Raw genomic sequence first — 19,215 nt, forward strand, 5'->3', positions numbered from 1 at the left:
CGTGCACCGCACCCTGATGAACGCCAAGATCCACCGCGCCACCGTGACGCAGGCCGACCTGCACTACGTCGGCTCGCTGACGATCGACGCCGACCTGATGGCCGCCGCGGACATCGTCGAGGGCGAGCGCGTCCAGGTCGTCGACATCACCAACGGCGCCCGCCTGGAGACCTACGCCATCACCGGCGATCCCGGCACGGGCGTGATCGGGGTCAACGGCGCGGCCGCGCACCTCGTGCACCCCGGCGACCTCGTCATCATCATCACCTACGCCCAGGTCGACGAAGCCGAGCGCGCCGGGCACCGGCCGCGGGTGGTGCACGTCGACGCCGACAACCGCCAGGTCCACCTGGGACACGACCCGGCCGAGCCGGTGCCCGGCGCGGAGGCCCAGTTGTCCGGTCGGAATTGACGCGCGTGGGCGTGGACACAGGACGGTTGCGGTGGTTGCTTTTGGCAGGCTGCCCTAAATAAGGTGTGCCTTACCTAAAGCTCAGCGAGAGGTTCTTCATGTCCGTGTTTCAAGGTGGTGCCGGGCTCAGCCGGCGTGGATTCCTGATCGGCACCGGCGGGCTCGCCGCGGCCGCCGCCCTCACCGCGTGCGGCAGCGGCGGCGGGGACGACAAGCCCGCCGCGTCCTCCGGCCCGTGGGAATTCACCGACGACCGCGGGCAGAAGGCGTCGCGCGACCAGCGTCCGACGCGCGTCGTGGCCTACGTCAGCTCCGCGGCCGCGCTGTGGGACTACGGCGTCCGCCCGGTCGGCGTGTTCGGCCCGCAGAAGACGGCCGACGGCGGCAAGGAGATCCAGGCGGGCAACATCGACCTGAACGCCGTCACGTCGATCGGCAACGCCTGGGACGACTTCAGCATGGAGAAGTTCGCCGCCACCAAGCCGGACCTGGTGATCACCGGCCTCACCGGCGCCAAGCCGACCGACCTGTGGGTGCTCAAGGACGACCTCGGCCCCAAGGTCCAGCAGGTCGCGCCGATCGTCGCCCTGTCGGAGTACAAGGTCACGCTGCCGAAGGTGATCGAGCGCTACGAGCAGCTCGCGGTGGCGCTCGGCGGCGACGCGAACTCCGACGTCATCAAGAAGGGCAAGGACGACTTCCAGAAGGCGTCCGACGACCTCAAGGCGGCGATCAAGGCCAAACCCGGCCTCAAGGTGCTCGTGGTGTCCAGCGACAAGGACAACCTGTACGTCTGCAAGCCGGAGTTCTTCGCCGACCTGGCGTACTACCGCGACCTCGGCCTGGACATCATCAACGGCGCCGGCACCGACGACTACTTCGAGACGCTCAGCTGGGAGCAGGCGGGCAAGTACCCGGCCGACCTGATCCTGACCGACAGCCGCACGTACGCGCTTTCGCGCCAGCAGCTGGCCGCGATCCCGACGTGGGCGCAGCTGCCCGCGGTCAAGGCGAACCAGCTCGCCGACTGGTCGACCGAACCCCGGTTCAACCCGGTGCTCGCGGCCCCGGTCATCCAGAAGCTGACCGAGGTCGTCAAGGGCGCCCGCACGGACGTCACCGCCTGAGGAGGCCCGCATGACCAACCCGTTCGAAGACCCCGACGGCACGTACCTGGTGCTGGTGAACGCCGAGAACCAGCACAGCCTGTGGCCGGAGTTCGTCGACGTCCCGGCCGGCTGGACGGTCGCGTTCGGCCCGGCGGCCCGTCAGGAGTGCCTGGACCACGTGGAAGCGAACTGGACGGACATGCGGCCGAAGTCCCTGGCCGACGCCATGGACGACTGAGGTCGCGCCGGGAGCCGGTCGGGGGCTCCCGGCGTTTTCAGCGCAGCACGCGGTAGCGCAGGTGCGTGACCGACTTGGCGGCGCGCGCCTCGACCTGCTCGAGGTCCAGCGGCGGGACGCCGTCGAACAGGCGCGACCCGGCGCCGAGCATGAGCGGGGCGACGTGCAGCCGGATCTCGTCGATCAGCCCGGCGGCGAGGTACTGGTTCACGGTCTGCGCACCGCCGTGGACGGAGATGTCGCCGCCGCCGGCCGCTTCGCGAGCGCGTTCGAACGCGGCCTCGATCCCTTCGGTGACGAAGTGGAACGTGGTGCCGCCGTCCATCGGCTGCGGTTCGCGCTCGTGGTGGGTGAGCACGAACACCGGGCCGTGGTACGGCGGGTTGTCGCCCCACCAGCCTGTCCACTGCCGGTCCCAGTCGCCGCGGATCGGGCCGAACATGTTGCGGCCCATGATGAACGCCTTCGCGGTCATCATCCTGGCGAACTCCTCGGGGTGGGTTTCGGCGCCTTCGCCGTACCAGGCGTGCAGCTTGTCGCCCCAGCCGTCGCCGCCGTCGTCGCCGAACGGGCGCTGCTCCGTCTGGTTGGCCCCGGCGGCGTAGCCGTCGAGCGAGATCGTGAGGTCGCAGGTCACCTTCGTCATGGGGACCAGCTTGCGGCGTGCGGGGCATGACGTTCAATGCCAAATCGGCGGCGAACGCATTGATAACGTTGATGAATGCTGAACCTGGTCCACCTCAAGGTGCTGGCGGCGGTGGCGCGCCACGGATCGGTGACCGAGGCGGCGCGTGAGCTGCACTATTCGCAGCCGTCGGTGAGCCACCACCTGTCCCGTCTGGAGGCGGCCACGGGAGCCCAGCTCGTCCAGCGGATCGGCCGCGGCATCCGGTTGACGCCGGAGGGAAGGCTGCTGGCCCACCGGGCCGCGGAGATCGTGGGCCGCGTCGACGCCGCGGCCACCGAGCTGGCCGCGCAGGTGGGCCTGCGGGCGGGTTTGGTCCGGCTGGCCGCCAACGCGTCCACGTTGGCCACGCTCGTGCCTCGGGCCGCGGCGGTGCTGGCTGTCGCGCACCCGGGACTGCAGCTGAGCCTGGTCGACGAGCACCCGGTCGAAGCGCTGCGCATGCTGCGTCATGGGGAGATCGATGTCGCCGTGGTGTTCAGCCACGACGGAGGTCCGGTCGAGGAGGGGTTCCGGCTGCGGCACCTCGGTGACGATCCGATCCACCTCGTCAGCCGGGATGCCGGTGACCGCCTCGAGAACCATCGGGAGTCCGGGTGGATCGGTGGGTGTGCCCGGTGCCGGGAGGAGTTGGGTGCGGTGTGTGCGCGGGCGGGCTTTGTGCCGCGGATCGCCTCGCTGAGTGACGACATGGTGGTGGTGCAGTCGCTGGTCGCCGCTGGGGCGGGGGTTGCGATCCTGCCTGGACTCGCGCTCGAAGCCCACCGCCGTCACGACGTGCACGCGACCGACACCGGCTTCCGGCGGCGGGTCCACGCGGCCACCTATGGGGAGCCGCCGGACCCGCCCGCTGTGGCGGCGGTGGTGGCCGCGCTGGCGGAGGTGGCGTCGGACGTGTTGGCGTGAGGCGGCGGCCAGTGCCGGCTGCTGTCGATGGCGAGCCGCCGCCGGCCCGCGAGTCCGTCGCGGCGGGCCGGCCGCGCTCACCGTGTCTGTCTCAAGCCCGCTGGCCGGACCAGGCCGCCCACAGCTTCGCGTACTGACCGCCCGCCGCCACCAGCTCGTCGTGGGTGCCGGACTCCACCACCGCGCCCGCGTCGAGGACCACGATCCGGTCCGACGCCGCCGCCTGGGTCAGGCGATGGGCCACCACCAGCGCCGTGCGTCCCTCGAGGGCCGCCGCCGCCGCGGACTCCAGCACCCGCGAGCCCGCGCTGCCCGCCTCCGCCGTTGCTTCGTCGAGGATCGCGATCGGCGGGTCCGCGAGCACCAGCCGGACCAAAGCGAGCTGCTGCGCCTGCGTCACCGTCAGCTGGTGGCCGCCTTCGCCGACCACCGTGGCCAGGCCGTCCGGCAGACTGTCCACCCAGGACAGTGCCCCCACCTTCGCCAGCGCTGCCCGCAGTTCCGCGTCGGTCGCCGACGGGCGCGCGAGGCGGAGGTCGTCGGACAGCGGTCCCGCGAAGACGTGGACCTCCTGGCTGATCAGCGCGACCGTCCGGCGCGTGGCCTCCGGGCCGAGCTCGTCCAGCGGGACACCGCCGAGCGTGACCGATCCGGTGCCGGGCGCGTGGATGCCGGCGATCAGCTTGGCCAGCGTCGTCTTGCCCGCGCCGCTCGCCCCGACCAGCGCCACCCGCTCGCCGGGCGCGACGCCGAGGTCGATGTCGCGCAGCACCGGGTGACCGTCCACATAGGAATAGCCCGCCGCCGCCGTCTTCACCGACGCGTCCACCGGCCGGGCCGGCTGCGCGGGCGACGCTTCGGCGGGCAGGTCCGCGACGCCGATCAGCCGCGCGAGGCTCGCCGCGGCCGCCTGCGCGTCGTCGACCAGGGCCAGCGCCGTCGTGATCGGGCCGAACAGGCTGTGGAAGTACAGCGCCGCGGCCGTCGCGACGCCGACCGACACCGCGTCCGCGCCGACCAGCAGGAACCCCATGGCCAGCACGGCCGACAGCCCGACGAACTCCGCCAGGTTGAGCCGCGCGTAGAACCGCGTCACCAGCCGGATCCCGCGCAGGGCGAGGTCGACCGCGGTGTTCGAGCGGTCGCGTACCCGGTCCAGGTGGGTGTCCGCCAGCCGGAACGCGCGGACGGTCTTCGCGCCGCCGATGGTGTCCAGCAGCTGCTGCTGTTGCGCCCCGACGGCCTCGCGCTGGCTCGCGTACAGCGGCTTCGCGCGCGGCACGTACCAGCGGACGGTCCACAGCTGGATCGGCACGGCGACCAGCGCGGCCAGCAGGAACCGCCAGTCCAGCACCGCCAGCGCGCCCAGGGTCAGCACGACCGTCAGCACCGAGCGGCCCAGCTCGGGCAGTGCCTGCCGGACGGCTTCCGCGACGACCGAGACGTCGTTCGTCACGCGCGTGGTGAGGTCGCCGGACCCGGCGCGCTCCAGCTGGTCGAGCGGCAGGCCGAGGGCGCGCTCGACGAACCGTTCGCGCAGCTCGGCCAGGATCGTCTCGCCCAGCCGCGCCACCAGCGACACGCCGATGGCCGTCGCGACGGCCTGGCCGAGCGCGACGAGCACCAGGCCGACGACCGGTGTCACGAGGTCGGCGGCCGGCCGGTGGGTCGCGACCAGGTCGACGACCCGGCCGAGCAGGGGAGCGGTGAGCAGGCCGATCGCCGTCGCCGCGACGAGCATCGTGAACGCGGCCGCGGCGCGGCCCTTGGACCGGCCGGCGAGCTCGCCGACGACGGCGCGGATCCGGCGGCCGTCGGCCACGGGGAGGAGTTCACGGGTCATGACAGCACCGCCGCCCGGTAGTCGGCGCGACCGGCCAGCTCGGCGTGGCTGCCCTCGCCCGCGATCCGCCCGTCGTCGAGGAGGACGACGCGGTCGGTCGCGGCGAGCAGGGCCGGGCTGGTGGTCACGAGGATGGTCGTGCGGCCGCGCCGCAGTTCGGCCAGGCCCGCGGCGATGCGGGCTTCGGTGACGGTGTCGACGGCGGTCGTCGGGTCGTGCAGCACGAGCACCGGCGCGTCCGCCGCGAGGGCGCGGGCGAGCGCGACCCGCTGCCGCTGCCCGCCCGAGAGCGACCTCCCGCGTTCGCTGACGGCGGTCGCGACGCCGTCGGGCAGCGCCTCGGCCACCTCGTCGACGGCGGCCGCGGTCATCGCCGGTTCGGTCAGCGGCCCGTCGCCGCAGTTCTCGGCGACGGTGCCGGCGAACAGGTCGGCGTCGTGCGCGGCCACCAGCACCACCTCGCGGACCCGGCTGGGGTCCACAGTGGACAGGTCGACCGCGTCGACCGTCACGGTGCCGGTCGCGGGGTCGGCGGCGCGGCCGAGGCAGTCGAGGAGGTCGGTCGCGGCGGCCGGGTCGGTGGCGACCACGCCGAGCAGTTCTCCCGGCCGGGCTTCGAAGTCGACGTCGCGCAGCGCGCCGCGGCCGAGCGCGGACAGCCGGACGTGCCCCGCGGCCGGCGTCGGCAGCGTGGCCTCACCGGCTTCGACGGCGGGCGGCGCGTTGAGGACGTCGGCGATGCGCCCGGCCGACGCGCGGCCCTGGGCGAGCTCGCCGTTGACCCACGAGAAGATCGAGAACGGCGTGATCAGGTACTGCGCGAGCCCGACCGCGGCGACGAGGTCGCCGACGCTGATGTCGCCCGCGGCCGCGAGGTTGCCGCCGACGAGCGCGACGACGGCGATGAAGATCCCGGTCAGCGCGAGCAGCGCGCCGTTGTGCCAGGCCTGGGCGCGGGCCGCCCGCAGCGTCGCCTTCAGCGAGTCCTGGCTGGTGCGGCGGTAGCGGTCGACGGCGGCGCGTTCGGCGCCGACGCCCTTGAGCACGCGCAGCCCGGCGACGAGGTCGGTGGCGATGCCGGAGGCGAAGGCGGAGCGTTCCTGCTCGGCCTCGCTGCGGCGTTCGAGGGGTTTGCCGATCAGGTGCGCGAGGTAGAGCATCGGCGGCGTGCCGAGCAGCACCAGCAAACCGAGCGGGACGCTCATGGTCAGCAGCACGACGGCGCTGACCAGCAGGCCGGCCAGCCCGGCGACGCCGAACGGCAGGACACCGTTGACCTGGCCGACGCGCTTCGCGTCCGACGTCCCGATGCTGACGAGCTCACCCGCGAGGGACTCCGCGCCGCCGCCGGGGTGCAGGACCCGGCGCCCGACGTCGAGGCGCAGTTCGTGGGCGGCGCGTTCGGCGGCGCGCTCGCCGAAGCGGGCGCCGAGCCGGTAGCTGGTCGACAGCACGGCGAACAGCACGCCGAGCACCGCGAGCCAGAGGAGCAGCGTGCCCACCGAGCCGCCGGCGACGGCCTGGTCGATCACCACGCCGATCACCACCGGCACCAGTGCTTCGCCGCCCTGGTGGCACGAGGTCAGCAGTGCCGCGAGGCCCACCGATCGTCGTTGCCCGGTGATCGAACGGCGGAGGACTTCCCGTCCGGTCGTGCTCACCCGCGCCTCCCTGTCCTGGTCGTGGGATAGGTAAGGCTAGTCTAAGTAAAGGAGTTACGGGAACACGGTCGGCTTCGTCTCACTTGTGTCCGGCTCGCCGAAGCGGGCCAGGGCGAGCGCGGCGGCCACGGCGAGGACGAACCCGGCGATCGCCAGTGCCGCGAACCCGGGCCGGGTCCGGTCGCCGAGCACGAGCACGCCGACCAGGGACGGGAAGACCGTCTCGCCGAGGACCATCATGGCGGTGCTCGTGGTGACGCTGCCGCGTTGCAACGCCGTGGCGTAGAAGAGCATCGCCATCCCGCCCGCGACCGCGACGGTGTAGGTGGCTGGGTCGGTGAGCAGGTCCAGGGGGTCGAGGCTGGGGATGATCCGGCCGGCGATGGCGACGACGCCGAAGCTCAGGCCGGCGACGAGCCCGAGCGCGGGCGTCCGGACGCGGCGGCTCGCCTTCCCGGCGGCGATCCCGGCGACGGCCAGGACGGCGACGGCGCCGATCAGCCCGAGCCGGAACCCGAGCCCGACGGGGTCGGAGCCTTCACTTTCGGCGGCGGCGCCGAGCAGCCCGAGCCCGGCGCACACGACGGCGACGGCTGCCCACTCCTTCTTCCCGAGCCGCACGCCGAGGAAGCGCGCGGCGACGGCGGTGACGGCGAGACTGGCGGCGAGGGCGGCCTGCACGACGAAGAGCGGCAGGACGTGCAGGGCGGCGATCTGCGCGACGAACCCGAGGACGTCGAGGGACAGGCCGAGCACGAACTTCCACTGTTTCAGGACGCGGACGAGGAGCTTCGGGTCGACGCCTTGGGTTTCGGTGCCCGTGTCGGTCGCTTTGGCGGCGACCGACTGCATCACCGAAGCCACGCCGTACGCGATCGCCGCGCCGAGAGCGCAGAGCAGTCCCCACCACATGGTGATCACTCTATTTTGTCGGACCCGTGGGGTACGTTGCGGTCATGTCGAACACGAGTTCGAAGACGCGGCGGTCGTGGCCCGGGCGCCTGGCCGCTGACGAGTTGCGCCTTCAGGTGGACTTCCTGCAGTTCCTCCGCGCGACGGCGGTGAACAAGCTGGCGGGGTTGCCGGTCTCGCTAGCGGTGGCGACGCCGTTGCCTTCGTCGCCGCGGTTGAGCGCGCTTGGGGGTGGTGAAGCACTTGACGGCCGTGGAGCGGTGGTGGTTGTCGATCGAGGCCGGGGGAGCGGATCTGCCGTCGTTGTGGGCGGGGTCGCCGGATCCCAGTTGGGATTTGGGAGCCGAGGACACGCCGGCTTCGGTGGTGGCGGCTTACAAGGCCGAGTGGGCGCGGTCGGAGAAGTCGCTGTCGAGGGTGGGGCCGGACGACCGGACCCGGCGGCGGGGGGAGTTCACCGTGCGCTGGGTGGTGGCGCACGTCGTCCAGGAGACGGCGCGGCACGTGGGGCATCTGGATCTGCTGCGGGAGCTGGCCGACGGGGAGGTGGGGGAGTAGGGCTGGTTCGGGCCCGCCGCCGCAGTGGCCGCCTTGCGTGGCGCACCAACGGTCAGGCGCGGAACCCTCGCAACGCAAGCGCGGCGAAGCGTCGTGAAGCCGCGACGCGGGCGGACGGTGACGCGGCCCGGATGCCGCCGTTGGCCATCAGGACCAGGACCACGTCGTCGAGGCCGACGTCGGACCGCACCTGGCCGGCCTCCTGCGCACGCCGGATCAGCTTCGCGATCGAACGCATCGCCCGCTCGCGGTCCGCGGTGAAGTCGATCGCGTGGGGGTACGCCGTCGTGAACGCCGCGGTGAACCCCGCGTCCCGCGCCTGGAGGTCGCACAGCTTCTCCACGACCAGGACGAAACCGTGCCACGGGTCCGGGTCCGCGAGACCCTCGTCGACGATCGAGTAGCACGCCCGCATCTGGTCGGTGAACGCCGCGGTGACCAGCAGCTCCTTGGTCGGGAACCGGCGGTACAGGGTCGCCGGCCCGACGCCGGCGCGCCGGGCGATCTCGCGCATCGGGACGTCGAGGCCGTCGGCGGCGAACACCGCGCGGGCCGCGTCGAGGATGCGTTCGCGGTTGTCGCGGGCGTCGGAGCGCAGGTTGTGAGGCAAAAGGTCGACCACGCTCTCACTTTAGCCAAGTGGACGCCGGCGTCCACTACCGTCGGGCGCATGAAAGCAGTTGCGGTACAGACGTTCGGCGCCCCCGAGGGCCTCGCGGTCATCGACCTCCCGGACCCCGAACCGGGCCCCGGACAGGTGCTCGTCGCCACCGAGGCGATCGGCGTCGGCGGGGTCGACGCCGTGATCCTCAGCGGCGCCCTCGCCGCCTACGGGTTCGAACCCGGCCACGTCCTCGGCGGCGAGATCGCGGGCACGGTGACGGCGGCCGGCGACGGCGTCGACCCCTCGTGGCTCGGCCGGCGCGTGTGGGCCTTCGCCGGTGTCGGCGGCGGTTACGCCGAGCAGGCCGTCGCCCCGGCGGAGACACTCGTGCCCCTGCCGGAAACCCTGTCGCCCGTCGACGCGGTGACGCTCGGCAGCTCCGGCTTCGTGGCCCACTTCGCCCTGCGCCACGCCCACTTCGCCCCGGGCGAGTCGGTGCTCGTCCGCGGCGCGGCGGGCGGCATCGGGATCATGGCCGTCCAGCTCGCGGCCAAGGCCGGTGCCATCGCGGTCACGACGTCGTCGCCGGAACGCGGGCAGCGGCTGCGCGAACTGGGCGCGACGCAGGTGCTGGACCGCGCCGCCGGCGGCCCGGACACCTACGACGTCATCCTCGACGTCGTCGCCGGCCCGGAGCTGCCCGGGTTCTTCGCCAAGCTGAAGCCGAACGGCCGGATGGTGGCGGTCGGCGTGGTCGCCGGCGAGCCACCGGCGGACTTCGGCAAGGAACTGCTCACGGCGTTCCGCAGGTCGCTGTCGTTCGCGACGTTCAGCGCCGACACGATCCCGTGGGCCGACCGCCGCCCGGTGGCCGCCGACCTCTTCGCGGCCGCCACCCGCGGCGAGCTGACGTCGGTGGTCCACGAGGTGCTGCCGCTGGAGGACGCGGTGACCGCGCACCGGAAGCTGCGGGACGGCGAAGTGTTCGGGCGGATCGTGCTGACCCCGCCGGAAAGCTGACCCGTAGGGTGGGGCCATGGCAGATCGGCTCTACTTCCGGCAGCTGCTCGCCGGGCGGGACTTCGCCGTCGGCGACCCGGTCGCGACGCAGATGGTGAACTTCGCCTACCTCATCGGGGACCGGGACACCCGGGACGCCGTGGTCGTCGACCCCGCCTACGCCGTGCAGGATCTGCTCGGGGTGCTCGAAGCCGACGGCATGCGGCTCACCGGGGTGCTCGCCACGCACCACCACCCCGACCACGTCGGCGGCGAGATGCTCGGCTTCGACCTGCCCGGCATCGCCGAACTGCTCGCTATCCAGCCCGTGCCGATCCACGTCAACCGGGCCGAAAGCGAGTGGGTCCGCCGCGTGACCGGGGTCGAGGACACCGACCTGCGCGCCCACGACCACGACGACGTCCTCGAGGTCGGGTCCGTGCCCATCCGGATGCTGCACACCCCCGGCCACACGCCCGGCAGCCAGTGCTTCCTCGTCGAGGACAAGCTCGTCTCCGGCGACACGCTCTTCCTCGAAGGCTGCGGCCGCACCGACTTCCCCGGCGGGGACGCCGACGAGATCTACCGCAGCCTCCAGGCCCTCGCCGGGCTGCCGGGCGATCCCGTCGTCCACCCCGGCCACCAGTACTCCGCCGAGCCGTCGGCCGCGCTGTCCGACGTCAAGCGCACGAACTTCGTCTACCGGCCGCGGTCGCTCGACGAGTGGAAGGTCATGTTCGGCGGCTGAGCAAACCGTTCCACGGGGTGAAACCCCGCGATTTCACGGACTGGGCACCGATTGACTCAGCCTGCCCGGGGCCCGAATGTCGGGAGCACGCAAGCCCGAACATCCCCGTCCCCGGGAGAAATCCGTGTCGATTTCCACCACGGGCGTGCTTCCACGCGTCCGGAAACACGCCGACGGGCCACCTCGCAAGAAGTGGCAGCCCGACCTGCGGCGCTGGATCAGCCCGGTGGTGCTCATCGCCGCCTGGCAGATCGCCAGTGCCACCGGCGTCCTGCCACCGGACAAGCTCAGTTCACCGTGGACGGTGGTGCAGGCCGGTGTCGAAGTCGCGCGCACCGGCGAACTCGGCGAGGCCTTCGCCGTGTCGCTCGGCCGCGTCGGCGCCGGGTTCGCGATCGGCGCCGTCGCCGGCGTGCTGCTGGGGATCGTGTCCGGCCTGTCCCGCTGGGGCGAGGTCCTGGTCGACCCGCCCGTCCAGATGCTGCGCACGCTTCCGTTCCTCGGCCTGATCCCGCTGTTCATCCTGTGGTTCGGGATCGGCGAGGAAACGAAGATCGTGCTGGTCGCGCTCGGCGTGGCGTTCCCGCTCTACCTCAACGTCCACTCGGGAATCCGCAGCGCCGACCCGAACCTCGTCGAAGCCTCACGCGCCTTGGGGTTCAGCCGCGCGGAACGCCTCTGGCACGTGGTCGTCCCGGGCGCGCTGCCGCAGGCGCTGGTCGGGCTCCGGCAGTCGCTCGGCATCGCCTGGCTGGCGCTGATCGTCGGCGAGACGGTCAACGCCGACGCCGGCGTCGGCTACCTCATCAACAACGCGCGGGAGTTCCTGCGCACCGACGTCGTGGTCGTCGGTCTCGTCCTGTACGCCCTGCTCGGCCTGGTCACCGACGCGCTGGTCCGGCTGCTCGAACGGAAGGTGCTGCGGTGGCGAACCCGGTAGCCGAGGTCCGTGACCTCACGAAGAAGTTCGGCGACCGGACCATCCTCAGTGGACTCGACCTCACGGTCGAACGCGGCGAGTTCGTCGCGCTGCTGGGCCGCAGCGGGTCGGGCAAGTCGACGCTCCTGCGGGTGCTGGCCGGGCTGGACGACGACGTCGAGGGCCACGTGGTCGTGGGTGGGACCGTCTCGGTCGCCTTCCAGCAGCCGCGGCTGCTGCCGTGGCGGAAGGTCTGGCGCAACGTCGTCCTCGGGCTGCGCCAGGACGGCGTCTCGAAGGCCCGCAACCGCGCGCTGGCCGAGAAGGCCCTCGGCGAGGTGCACCTCGCCGACCACGCCGACGACTGGCCGTTGACGCTGTCCGGTGGCGAGGCCCAGCGCGTCTCGCTGGCGCGCGCCCTGGTCCGCGAACCCGGCCTGCTGCTGCTCGACGAGCCGTTCGGGGCGCTGGACGCGCTGACGCGGATCGCGATGCACGGGCTGGTCGTGGACCTCTGGCGCCGGCACCAGCCGGGCGTCCTGCTGGTGACCCACGACGTCGACGAGGCCCTGCGGCTCGCCGGCCGGGTCTTGGTGCTCGACGGCGGGCGGATCGTGGCCGAGCACCGGCCGCGCGAAGCCGGCCACGACGACCTCCGCCGGCGCGTGCTGGCGGACCTGGGAGTGACCGAAGATGCAGTGGCGTAAGGGAATCGCAGTCGCCGCGGCGGCGCTGACGCTGGCCGGATGCGGCTCGGCGACCGGTGGCGACCAGGCCGCCGTGCCCGGCCCGGTGAGCGCGGCGGACCTCGCGAAGGTGACGCTCGAGGTCGGCGACCAGAAGGGCGGCGTCAAGTCGCTGCTCACCGCGGCCGGCCAGCTCGACGGCACGCCGTACAAGATCGAATGGTCGACGTTCACCTCCGGGCCGCCGCTGCTCGAAGCCGCGTCGGCCGGCGCGATCGACACCGGCCGGGTCGGCAACACCCCGCCGATCTTCGCGGCCGCGGCGAAGGCGAAGATCAAGGTCATCAGCGTCTCGCGCAGCAACGTCGAGCGGGAGGCCGTCCTCGTCCCGCCCGACTCGACGCTGCCGAACGTCGCCGCGTTGAAGGGCAAGACGATCGGCGTCGCCAAAGGCACGTCGGCCCACGGCCAGCTGCTGAACACCCTGCGCAAGAACGGGCTGTCCACAAAGGACGTCAAGCTGAGCTTCCTGCAGCCGTCGGAGGCCTACGCCGCGTTCACCCAGCACACGATCGACGCCTGGGCGATCTGGGACCCCTACACCGCGCAGGCCCAGCTCGAAGCGCACGCCCGCGTGCTGGCCGACGGCCGGGGCGCCTCGAACGGGCTCGGCTTCCTGACCGCGGGCACCGCCGCGCTGGCCGACCCCGGCAAGAACTCGGCGCTGCGGGACTTCGCCGTCCGGGTCGTCAAGGCGCAGAAGTGGGCCGACACGCACCGCGCGGAATGGGCGGCGGCGTGGGCGAAGGAGACCGGGCTGAAGCTCGAAGTCGCGCAGAAGACCGTGGACGCCGGCCGGGACCTGCCGATTCCGCTGGACGACTCGGTGGTGGCGTCCGAACAGCAGCTCGCGGACGCTTTCACCGAGGAGAAGACTCTGCCGGGCAAGGTGGACTTCGCCGCGTTCGCCGACCGGCGGTTCGCCACCGACCTGGATCAGGCTAGGAGCAACGGATGAGCATTGCGCTGCACTGGTTCCTGCCCACCAGCGGCGACGGCCGCACGATCGTGGAACGCTTTCACGCCAACCGGTCCCAGGGGCCGTCGGCGCAGCGGCAACCGGACCTGGACTACCTGGCCCAGGTCGCCCGCGCCGCCGAGCGGCAGGGCTTCGAAGGCGTCCTCACGCCGACCGGCACGTGGTGCGAGGACGCGTGGCTGACCACAGCCGCGCTGATCCGCGAGACGACCCGGCTGAAGTTCCTGGTCGCCTTCCGCCCCGGCGTCATCTCGCCGACACTGGCCGCGCAGATGGCCGGCACCTTCCAGCGACTGTCGGAGGGTCGGGTGCTGCTCAACATCGTCACCGGCGGCGACGCGGTCGAGCAGCGGCGCTTCGGCGATTGGCACGACCACGACGCCCGCTACGCGCGCACCGACGAATTCCTGACGATCGTGCGCGGGGTCTGGTCCGGGCAGCCGTTCACCTTCGAAGGCGAGCACCTGCGGGTCGAGGGCGCGACGACGCTGGCCGCGCCGGATCCCGTGCCGCCGATCTACTTCGGGGGCTCGTCGCCGGCCGCGCTGCCGGTCGCGGCGCGGCACGCCGACGTCTACCTGACCTGGGGCGAGCCGCCCGCGCAGGTCGCGGAGAAGATCGGCAAGGTCCGCGAGCTGGCCGGGGACCGGCCGATCCGGTTCGGCGTCCGGCTGCACACGATCTCGCGCGACACCTCGGCCGAGGCGTGGGCGGAGGCGCAGAAGCTGCTGGACGCGCTGAGCCCGGAGCAGGTCGCGAAGGCGCAGGCCCAGCTGGCCGCGAGCGAGTCCGTGGGGCAGCAGCGGATGGTCGCACTGCACGGCGGCCGGACGGACGGCGGCGTGCGCGGGCTGGAGATCCACCCGAACCTGTGGGCGGGCGTCGGCCTGGTCCGCGGCGGCGCGGGCACCGCGCTCGTCGGCAGCCACGAAGAGGTCGCGGACCTGATCGAGGAGTACCACAGCGTCGGCGTGAGCGAGTTCGTGCTGTCGGGCTACCCGCACCTGGAGGAGGCGTACTGGTTCGGCGACGGCGTCCGGCCCGAGCTGGCCCGGCGCGGGCTGCTCAAGGAGTACTAGCCCCAGCGCGGCGAGGCGTAGACGACGATGTTGTCGCGGTAGGACCGTTTCGCCGCGTCGAAGCTGCCGCCGCACGTGATCAGCCGCAGCGCGCTGCCCGGCGCCGGCCCGTACACCGCGTCCGTCGGGAACGCGTTCTTCGGGTAGCGCTGGACGGCGTCGACGACGAACCGCGTCTCCTGGCCGTCCGAGCGCCCGACGAACACCTCGTCGCCGTCGTGCAGGTCGCGCAGCCGGAAGAACGGCGCCGGACCGGACCGGGAGTCGACGTGCGCGGCGATCACCGCCGGCCCGGGGTCGCCCGGCACCGGACCGGCGGCGTACCAGCCGACGTCTTCGAAGCGGGCCGGTGCTTCGAGCTGGTGGTCCGCACCCAGCCCGAGCGGGACGAGCGCGGGTGCGTCGACGCCGATCGCGGGGATCCGCAGCCGCACCGGCCGGACCTCCGAAGCGGTCGGCAGCGGCTTGGGCCCGGTCGCCGCCTCGGTCGTGGTCCGCACCGCGGGCGGCACCACCGGCGCCGGAGCCGGCGCGCAGCCCGTCACGACCAAGGCGGCGACGAGCAGCGCTCCGACGTCACCGCGCACGAGCCGCCCGGCGTCCTACGAGCAACGCGGCGAGCAGCCCGACCGCCGCGAAGGCGGGCCACAGCGGTGTGCCGTCCGCCGTGCCCCCGCCGCCGGTCTCGACGCCCAGCTTCGGCGGCTCGGGCAGCGAAGCGCCGTCGGAGATCGGGTTCGCCTTCAGCACGCCGTTGTTCTCGAGGACCAGGACGGTCGTCGAGCTGCCGGCCTTGACGTCGACTTCGGGAGCCGTCTGCAGCGAGCCGGCGCGCAGCTGCAGCGGCCAGCGGCCCTCCGCCACGTCGACGTAGGGCGAGGTGAAGCCGTAGGGCGCGTCCTGGGCGAGGAGGACACCCGGGCCGTCGACGGAGACCGGCGCGATCGCCGCGGACCCTTCGACGATCCGGAGCCGGCCCTTGCCCGCGGCGGGCGCGGTGAGGTCGTCGGTGACCAGGGTGCCCTTGAGCGAGTTCTCCGGGCCGTTCGCGAACACCAGCAGCGAGTACGCCGACCGCTCGGCCACCTCGATCGTCGCCGACAGCGCGGGCGGGGTGCTGGACGCGGCGTCGGCGGGCCGCATCGACAGCGTGTACTTGCCGGGGTCGAGCGAGGAGTACGGGGTGACGGCGCCGTAGCCCGCCTTGCGGATGACGACCTTCTCGGCCTGGCCGAACGGCGCGAAGTAGATGTCCACCGGCGGGACTTTGGGGGAGAGGTGGCCGACCCGGATCCAGCCGACGCCCGGGCCGGGGGTGGTCGCCGCCTCGGCCGTGACCGGCGTCAGCGCGACGAGCAGGAGGGCCGCGGCGGTCAGCCCGCCGGGTCTGAGCAGGAGCTGGGGGAGGGTGCGCATCGGAGGGCCTCTTTCGCCGGTCAGGGTGAGGAGAACGGGACGAGCAGTCCCGGGGGTGCGAACAGCGGGTAGGTGACGAGCACGCCGCCGCCGGTCCGGGCGACCGACGAGGGGCGGAACAGGTCGCGCTGGCCCGCGTAGTACGCGGCCGCGCCGTCTTCGCCGCCGGTGAGCAGCACCCGGCGGCGGGGTTGCCCGGCGGGGTCTTCGCCGGGGACCTCGGGGAACGCCGCGACCCGCACCGGCTGCAGCGCCGCGAGCGCGGCGATCGTCGCGATCAGCCGGGGGTCGACGTGGCCCGCCCGCAGCGGGACGGCGGCGTCGGGGGTGAACGTGATCCGGGCCGACGCCTGGAGGGCTTCGCCCGCGTGGGCCCGGGCCGACGCTTCCGAGGGCGCGGCCGGGTCCGCGGGCGGCAGCCCGAGGCGTGTGACGGTGACGCGGCGGTCGCCGGTGCCGAACACCGCGGTCGCGGCGGCGGTCTCGAACGCGGTACCGATGCCGGGGTACCGGTGCCGGAGCCCGGTCTCGTCGGCGGTGAAGACGGCCCACTCGGCGGGCGGGCAGGTGTCCGCGCACGCGGCGGGGGCGACGAGCATGCCGGTCGGCCAGCCCGCCTTCGCGAGCTCGGCCCAGGCGGCGTCGCCGACCAGCACGCGGGCGCCGGAAGCGTTGACCCGCAACCATTCCCGCGCCTCGGCGAGGGGGCCGATCCGGTCGGCCGCGGGCTGCAGGGCGGGGTAGCCGTACGCCCAGCCGACGGCGACCGTCGCGATCAGCACGACCGCCGCCAGCGCGGTTCCGGTGCCGCGCCGCGTTTCCCACCGGTGGGCCGGGTCGCGCTGCCGGGTCACGGCCTGGACGACGCCGGCCAGCAGCAGCGGCGTCACCGGTAGCAGCAGCGCGAGCACGGCGGTGTCCGGAACCCCGGGGACGAGCAGGGTGGCGACGAGCAGGAGGCCGGACAGCGCGAACGGGCGCAGCGACGGCACGGCCAGGGCGGCCACCAGGGCGACGGTCGACAGCACCGCCCAGGACGGGTCGAGCGCGACCCAGTCCGCGACCGAGGGATGACCCGCGGCCGCGAGGTGCGGCCGCAGGGTTCCCGCCGCCGGGCCGAACGCGATGCCCAGCCCGAGGTTGAGCAGCACCGCCACCAGCGCGGCCCGCACGGGCGCGCGCCGCACCAGCAGCCAGCCGGCCGCGGGCAGGAAGACCAGCGCCAGCGGGGAGGTGAGCACGGCCGCCAACAGGCAGATCGCGGCCAGGACGTCGTGCCGGATCCGGGCGTCGGGCCGGGTGAGCAGCACGAGCGCGCCCAGTGCCCACACCGCCGCCAGGTGCTCGACGACGACCAGCCGCTGCAGGCCGAGCGCCAGCGGGGACGCCGCGAGCAGCAGCACCGCGGCCGCCGCCGCCCACCGCGTCAGGCCGAGCCGCCGGGCCAGGACCCACAGCAGCAGGGCCCCGAGCACCGCGACGACGAGCATCGCTTCGCGGACCGCCACGAGCGCCGTGGCCGAGCGCCCGAAGGCGTCGGTGAGCATGGTGTACGCCGAAAGCTGCCACCAGCCGAACGGGCTGGCCCCGGCACCGCCCGCGTCGGTGAACGCCGTGAAGTGCCCGAGCGCGTAGGCGTGGGCGATGTTGGCGGCTTCGGCGGGCAGGACCGGGGCCGGCGCGGCGAGGTAGAGCACCCGCAGGCCGCCGGCCAGCGCCAGCAGCGCGAGCACGACGTCGAGCGACAGCAACCGGTGCGCGGCCACCGGTTCGAAGCGCGTCGCGGGGGAGCGGCCGGGGACCGTCGTCCCGCGGCTGTGCTGGGCCATTGGACGGATCGTAGCCGCTCCCGATCACCCGTCCAGCTCGGGACGGTTACGTCAGCCGGTCGGCCCAGTGACCGCAAAAGCGTTGTCCCGCAAGATTATTTCCGACTGTCCGCAGTGGATCCGGAGAGTGTACGGGTCAACGCGAGCGCGACCGTCCGGACGGCGGGCGCGACCCGTTCGGTCCGCATCCGGTTGGCCCAGCCGGAAATCGAGACCGCGGCCACCGCCTCGCCGCGCGCGTCGAGCAGCGGGCTCGCCGCGCACACGACGCCGACGCCGGATTCCTCACGCTCCAACGCGATCCCGTCTTCGCGGACCCGGCTCAGCTGACGGCGCAGCAGGCCGGGCGCGGTGATCGTCTTCGGGCTCATCCTGGGCAATCCGGCGTCGATCACCTGGTTCACCACGGAATCCGGAGAGAACGCCAGGATCGCCTTGCCGACCCCGGTGGCGTGCGCGGGGAACCGGCCGCCGATGCGCGACGGCAGCGTCGGCGCGTCCGGGCCGCGCAGCACGTCGAGGTAGACGACTTCGGTGCCTTCGAGGATCGCGAGGTGGACGGTGTTGCGCGTCGCCTCGCGCAGGTCGGCGAGGTACGGCCGGGCCGCTTCGACGAGGCCGCGGCGGGGTGAGGCCAGTTGGCCGATTTCGAACAGCCGCAGGCCCAGCCGGACCGCACCCCCCTCGCGGGTGAGCAGCCCGGTGTCGGCGAGGTGACCCGCCAACCGGTGCACGGTCGTCTTCGCCAGCCCGGTCCGCCGGGCCAGCTCGGACACGCCGAGGGCCTCGTCGCCCGGCCGGAAGGCTTCCAGGAGCGCGGCGAGCCGGGCCGCGACGAGCCCGTCGCCGCTCACACCCTCGTTCCGCCCAGCGGTACGCATGGGTTGAGTGTGCCCGATCCGCCGCGCGACTGTCACCAGGTCGGCAAGGAGGTGGACGTCAGTGGTCGTCGGCGCCGAGCACGAGTTTGACGCAGTGGGCCACGAGCCGCTCGCGCGAGACCTTCAGCGAGCCGTCGAGGTAGGCGATGAAGACGTTGCTCAGCGCGCCCACCAGCCCGACGGCGACCATCTGCCGCTCGGTCTCGTCACCGTGGGACAGCTGCTCGCCGACGAGCGCGGCGAACACCGGCAGCAGGTGCAGGCCCCGGCGGGTCAGCGCCGGGTCGGTCAGCGGCGCCAGCAGCAGGATCCGGCCCTTGCGGGGGTCGTCGACGATCAGCTCGACGAACGCGCGCACGGCGTGCTCGGCCCGCAGCACCGGCGTCGGCGCGTCCCGGACCGCGGCCACGAGGGCCTGCCGGGCCTGCTCGCCGACGTGCTCGTAGACGGCGGCGACCAGCTCTTCCCGGTCGGCGAAGCTCTCGTAGAAGTAGCGCTCGGTGAGCTTCGCGTGCCGGCACACCGCGCGCACGCTCGTCCCGGCCGACCCCTCGGTGCCCAGCAGCTCCAGGCCCGCGGAGACGAGCTGCGCGCGCCGCTGCGCCTTCCGGTCGTCCAGGGTCGTGCCCGCCCACGTGCGGCCCGGCATGCTCACTCCTCGGTTGACTACGTGTGTTGTCAGATCCTAGCC

Annotated in this window: 20 protein-coding genes and 1 pseudogene; 11 read left to right on the forward strand and 10 right to left on the reverse strand. The window is 73.2% G+C overall.

Going from position 1 to position 19,215, the window contains the following annotated elements; all coding sequences use genetic code 11:
• Position 1 precedes the first annotated feature (1 nt).
• The 3 genes from panD to ACIQWX_RS20570 all read left to right on the forward strand — a co-directional run bounded on the left by panD (position 2) and on the right by ACIQWX_RS20570 (position 1,759).
• Entirely contained in the window at positions 2-412 is a 411-nt protein-coding gene (gene panD, locus ACIQWX_RS20560; RefSeq protein WP_400873089.1) for an aspartate 1-decarboxylase, read from the forward strand.
• 98 nt (positions 413-510) lie between these two features.
• Complete coding sequence (locus ACIQWX_RS20565; RefSeq protein ID WP_400873092.1) at positions 511-1,539, forward strand: ABC transporter substrate-binding protein; 1,029 nt, start codon at positions 511-513, stop codon at positions 1,537-1,539.
• Between the two features lie 10 nt (positions 1,540-1,549).
• Complete coding sequence (locus ACIQWX_RS20570; RefSeq protein WP_400873095.1) at positions 1,550-1,759, forward strand: MbtH family protein; 210 nt, start codon at positions 1,550-1,552, stop codon at positions 1,757-1,759.
• Between the two features lie 37 nt (positions 1,760-1,796).
• Here the strand turns inward: ACIQWX_RS20570 and ACIQWX_RS20575 are convergent, their stop codons facing one another.
• Positions 1,797-2,405, reverse strand: coding sequence for a dihydrofolate reductase family protein (locus tag ACIQWX_RS20575; RefSeq protein WP_400873098.1), 609 nt, complete (start codon positions 2,403-2,405; stop codon positions 1,797-1,799).
• A 75-nt stretch (positions 2,406-2,480) separates the two neighbouring features.
• Here ACIQWX_RS20575 and ACIQWX_RS20580 point away from each other — a divergent pair, with 75 nt between their 5' ends.
• Positions 2,481-3,350 carry a LysR family transcriptional regulator gene (locus ACIQWX_RS20580; RefSeq protein WP_400873101.1) on the forward strand — a complete coding sequence of 290 codons (870 nt, stop codon included), beginning with the start codon at positions 2,481-2,483 and terminating at the stop codon, positions 3,348-3,350.
• Positions 3,351-3,441: 91 nt separating this feature from the next.
• Here the strand turns inward: ACIQWX_RS20580 and ACIQWX_RS20585 are convergent, their stop codons facing one another.
• From ACIQWX_RS20585 to ACIQWX_RS20595, 3 genes are read right to left on the reverse strand one after another with little or no spacing between them, the layout of a single operon-like run.
• Positions 3,442-5,193, reverse strand: a complete 1,752-nt coding sequence (locus ACIQWX_RS20585; RefSeq protein WP_400873104.1) for an ABC transporter ATP-binding protein — start codon at positions 5,191-5,193, stop codon at positions 3,442-3,444.
• Positions 5,190-6,854: an ABC transporter ATP-binding protein gene (locus ACIQWX_RS20590; RefSeq protein ID WP_400873107.1), complete on the reverse strand. Its 1,665-nt coding sequence runs from the start codon at positions 6,852-6,854 to the stop codon at positions 5,190-5,192. The genes ACIQWX_RS20585 and ACIQWX_RS20590 overlap by 4 nt, the downstream gene beginning before the upstream one ends.
• 54 nt (positions 6,855-6,908) lie before the next feature.
• Positions 6,909-7,766: a hypothetical protein gene (locus tag ACIQWX_RS20595; protein ID WP_400873110.1), complete on the reverse strand. Its 858-nt coding sequence runs from the start codon at positions 7,764-7,766 to the stop codon at positions 6,909-6,911.
• A 44-nt stretch (positions 7,767-7,810) separates the two neighbouring features.
• Between ACIQWX_RS20595 and ACIQWX_RS20600 the strand changes: the two are divergent.
• A pseudogene (locus ACIQWX_RS20600) lies at positions 7,811-8,324 on the forward strand (DinB family protein).
• 52 nt (positions 8,325-8,376) lie between these two features.
• Here the strand turns inward: ACIQWX_RS20600 and ACIQWX_RS20605 are convergent.
• On the reverse strand, positions 8,377-8,946 hold the full coding sequence (locus ACIQWX_RS20605; protein ID WP_400873113.1) for a TetR/AcrR family transcriptional regulator: 570 nt from the start codon (positions 8,944-8,946) through the stop codon (positions 8,377-8,379).
• A 48-nt stretch (positions 8,947-8,994) separates the two neighbouring features.
• Here ACIQWX_RS20605 and ACIQWX_RS20610 point away from each other — a divergent pair, with 48 nt between their 5' ends.
• From ACIQWX_RS20610 to ACIQWX_RS20635, 6 genes are all read left to right on the forward strand, one after another.
• The gene (locus tag ACIQWX_RS20610; protein ID WP_400873116.1) at positions 8,995-9,948 is read left to right on the forward strand and encodes a zinc-dependent alcohol dehydrogenase family protein; all 954 of its coding nucleotides are present in this window, start codon (positions 8,995-8,997) and stop codon (positions 9,946-9,948) included.
• Between the two features lie 16 nt (positions 9,949-9,964).
• Positions 9,965-10,675: an MBL fold metallo-hydrolase gene (locus ACIQWX_RS20615; RefSeq protein ID WP_400873119.1), complete on the forward strand. Its 711-nt coding sequence runs from the start codon at positions 9,965-9,967 to the stop codon at positions 10,673-10,675.
• A 124-nt stretch (positions 10,676-10,799) separates the two neighbouring features.
• Complete coding sequence (locus tag ACIQWX_RS20620; RefSeq protein WP_400873122.1) at positions 10,800-11,615, forward strand: ABC transporter permease; 816 nt, start codon at positions 10,800-10,802, stop codon at positions 11,613-11,615.
• Positions 11,600-12,301, forward strand: coding sequence for an ABC transporter ATP-binding protein (locus ACIQWX_RS20625; protein WP_400873125.1), 702 nt, complete (start codon positions 11,600-11,602; stop codon positions 12,299-12,301). The genes ACIQWX_RS20620 and ACIQWX_RS20625 overlap by 16 nt, the downstream gene beginning before the upstream one ends.
• Entirely contained in the window at positions 12,288-13,298 is a 1,011-nt protein-coding gene (locus tag ACIQWX_RS20630; RefSeq protein ID WP_400873128.1) for an ABC transporter substrate-binding protein, read from the forward strand. Before ACIQWX_RS20625 ends, ACIQWX_RS20630 begins: the two co-directional genes overlap by 14 nt.
• Entirely contained in the window at positions 13,295-14,398 is a 1,104-nt protein-coding gene (locus ACIQWX_RS20635; protein ID WP_400873131.1) for an LLM class flavin-dependent oxidoreductase, read from the forward strand. The genes ACIQWX_RS20630 and ACIQWX_RS20635 overlap by 4 nt, the downstream gene beginning before the upstream one ends.
• Here ACIQWX_RS20635 and ACIQWX_RS20640 read toward each other — a convergent pair.
• The 5 genes from ACIQWX_RS20640 to ACIQWX_RS20660 form a co-directional block, all read right to left on the reverse strand.
• Positions 14,395-14,985 carry a class F sortase gene (locus tag ACIQWX_RS20640; RefSeq protein ID WP_400873134.1) on the reverse strand — a complete coding sequence of 197 codons (591 nt, stop codon included), beginning with the start codon at positions 14,983-14,985 and terminating at the stop codon, positions 14,395-14,397. The two genes, ACIQWX_RS20635 and ACIQWX_RS20640, sit on opposite strands and share 4 nt — an antisense overlap.
• On the reverse strand, positions 14,975-15,814 hold the full coding sequence (locus tag ACIQWX_RS20645; protein WP_400873136.1) for a DUF4397 domain-containing protein: 840 nt from the start codon (positions 15,812-15,814) through the stop codon (positions 14,975-14,977). Before ACIQWX_RS20645 ends, ACIQWX_RS20640 begins: the two co-directional genes overlap by 11 nt.
• A 20-nt stretch (positions 15,815-15,834) precedes the next feature.
• Positions 15,835-17,643 carry a glycosyl transferase gene (locus ACIQWX_RS20650; protein WP_400873139.1) on the reverse strand — a complete coding sequence of 603 codons (1,809 nt, stop codon included), beginning with the start codon at positions 17,641-17,643 and terminating at the stop codon, positions 15,835-15,837.
• A 95-nt stretch (positions 17,644-17,738) separates the two neighbouring features.
• Complete coding sequence (locus ACIQWX_RS20655) at positions 17,739-18,524, reverse strand: IclR family transcriptional regulator (RefSeq protein ID WP_400873140.1); 786 nt, start codon at positions 18,522-18,524, stop codon at positions 17,739-17,741.
• 58 nt (positions 18,525-18,582) lie between these two features.
• Positions 18,583-19,173, reverse strand: coding sequence for a TetR/AcrR family transcriptional regulator (locus tag ACIQWX_RS20660; protein ID WP_400873142.1), 591 nt, complete (start codon positions 19,171-19,173; stop codon positions 18,583-18,585).
• Between the last annotated feature and the right edge of the window lie 42 nt (positions 19,174-19,215).

Source organism: Amycolatopsis sp. NPDC098790 (genome assembly GCF_044759945.1).
Lineage (GTDB): Bacteria > Actinomycetota > Actinomycetes > Mycobacteriales > Pseudonocardiaceae > Amycolatopsis.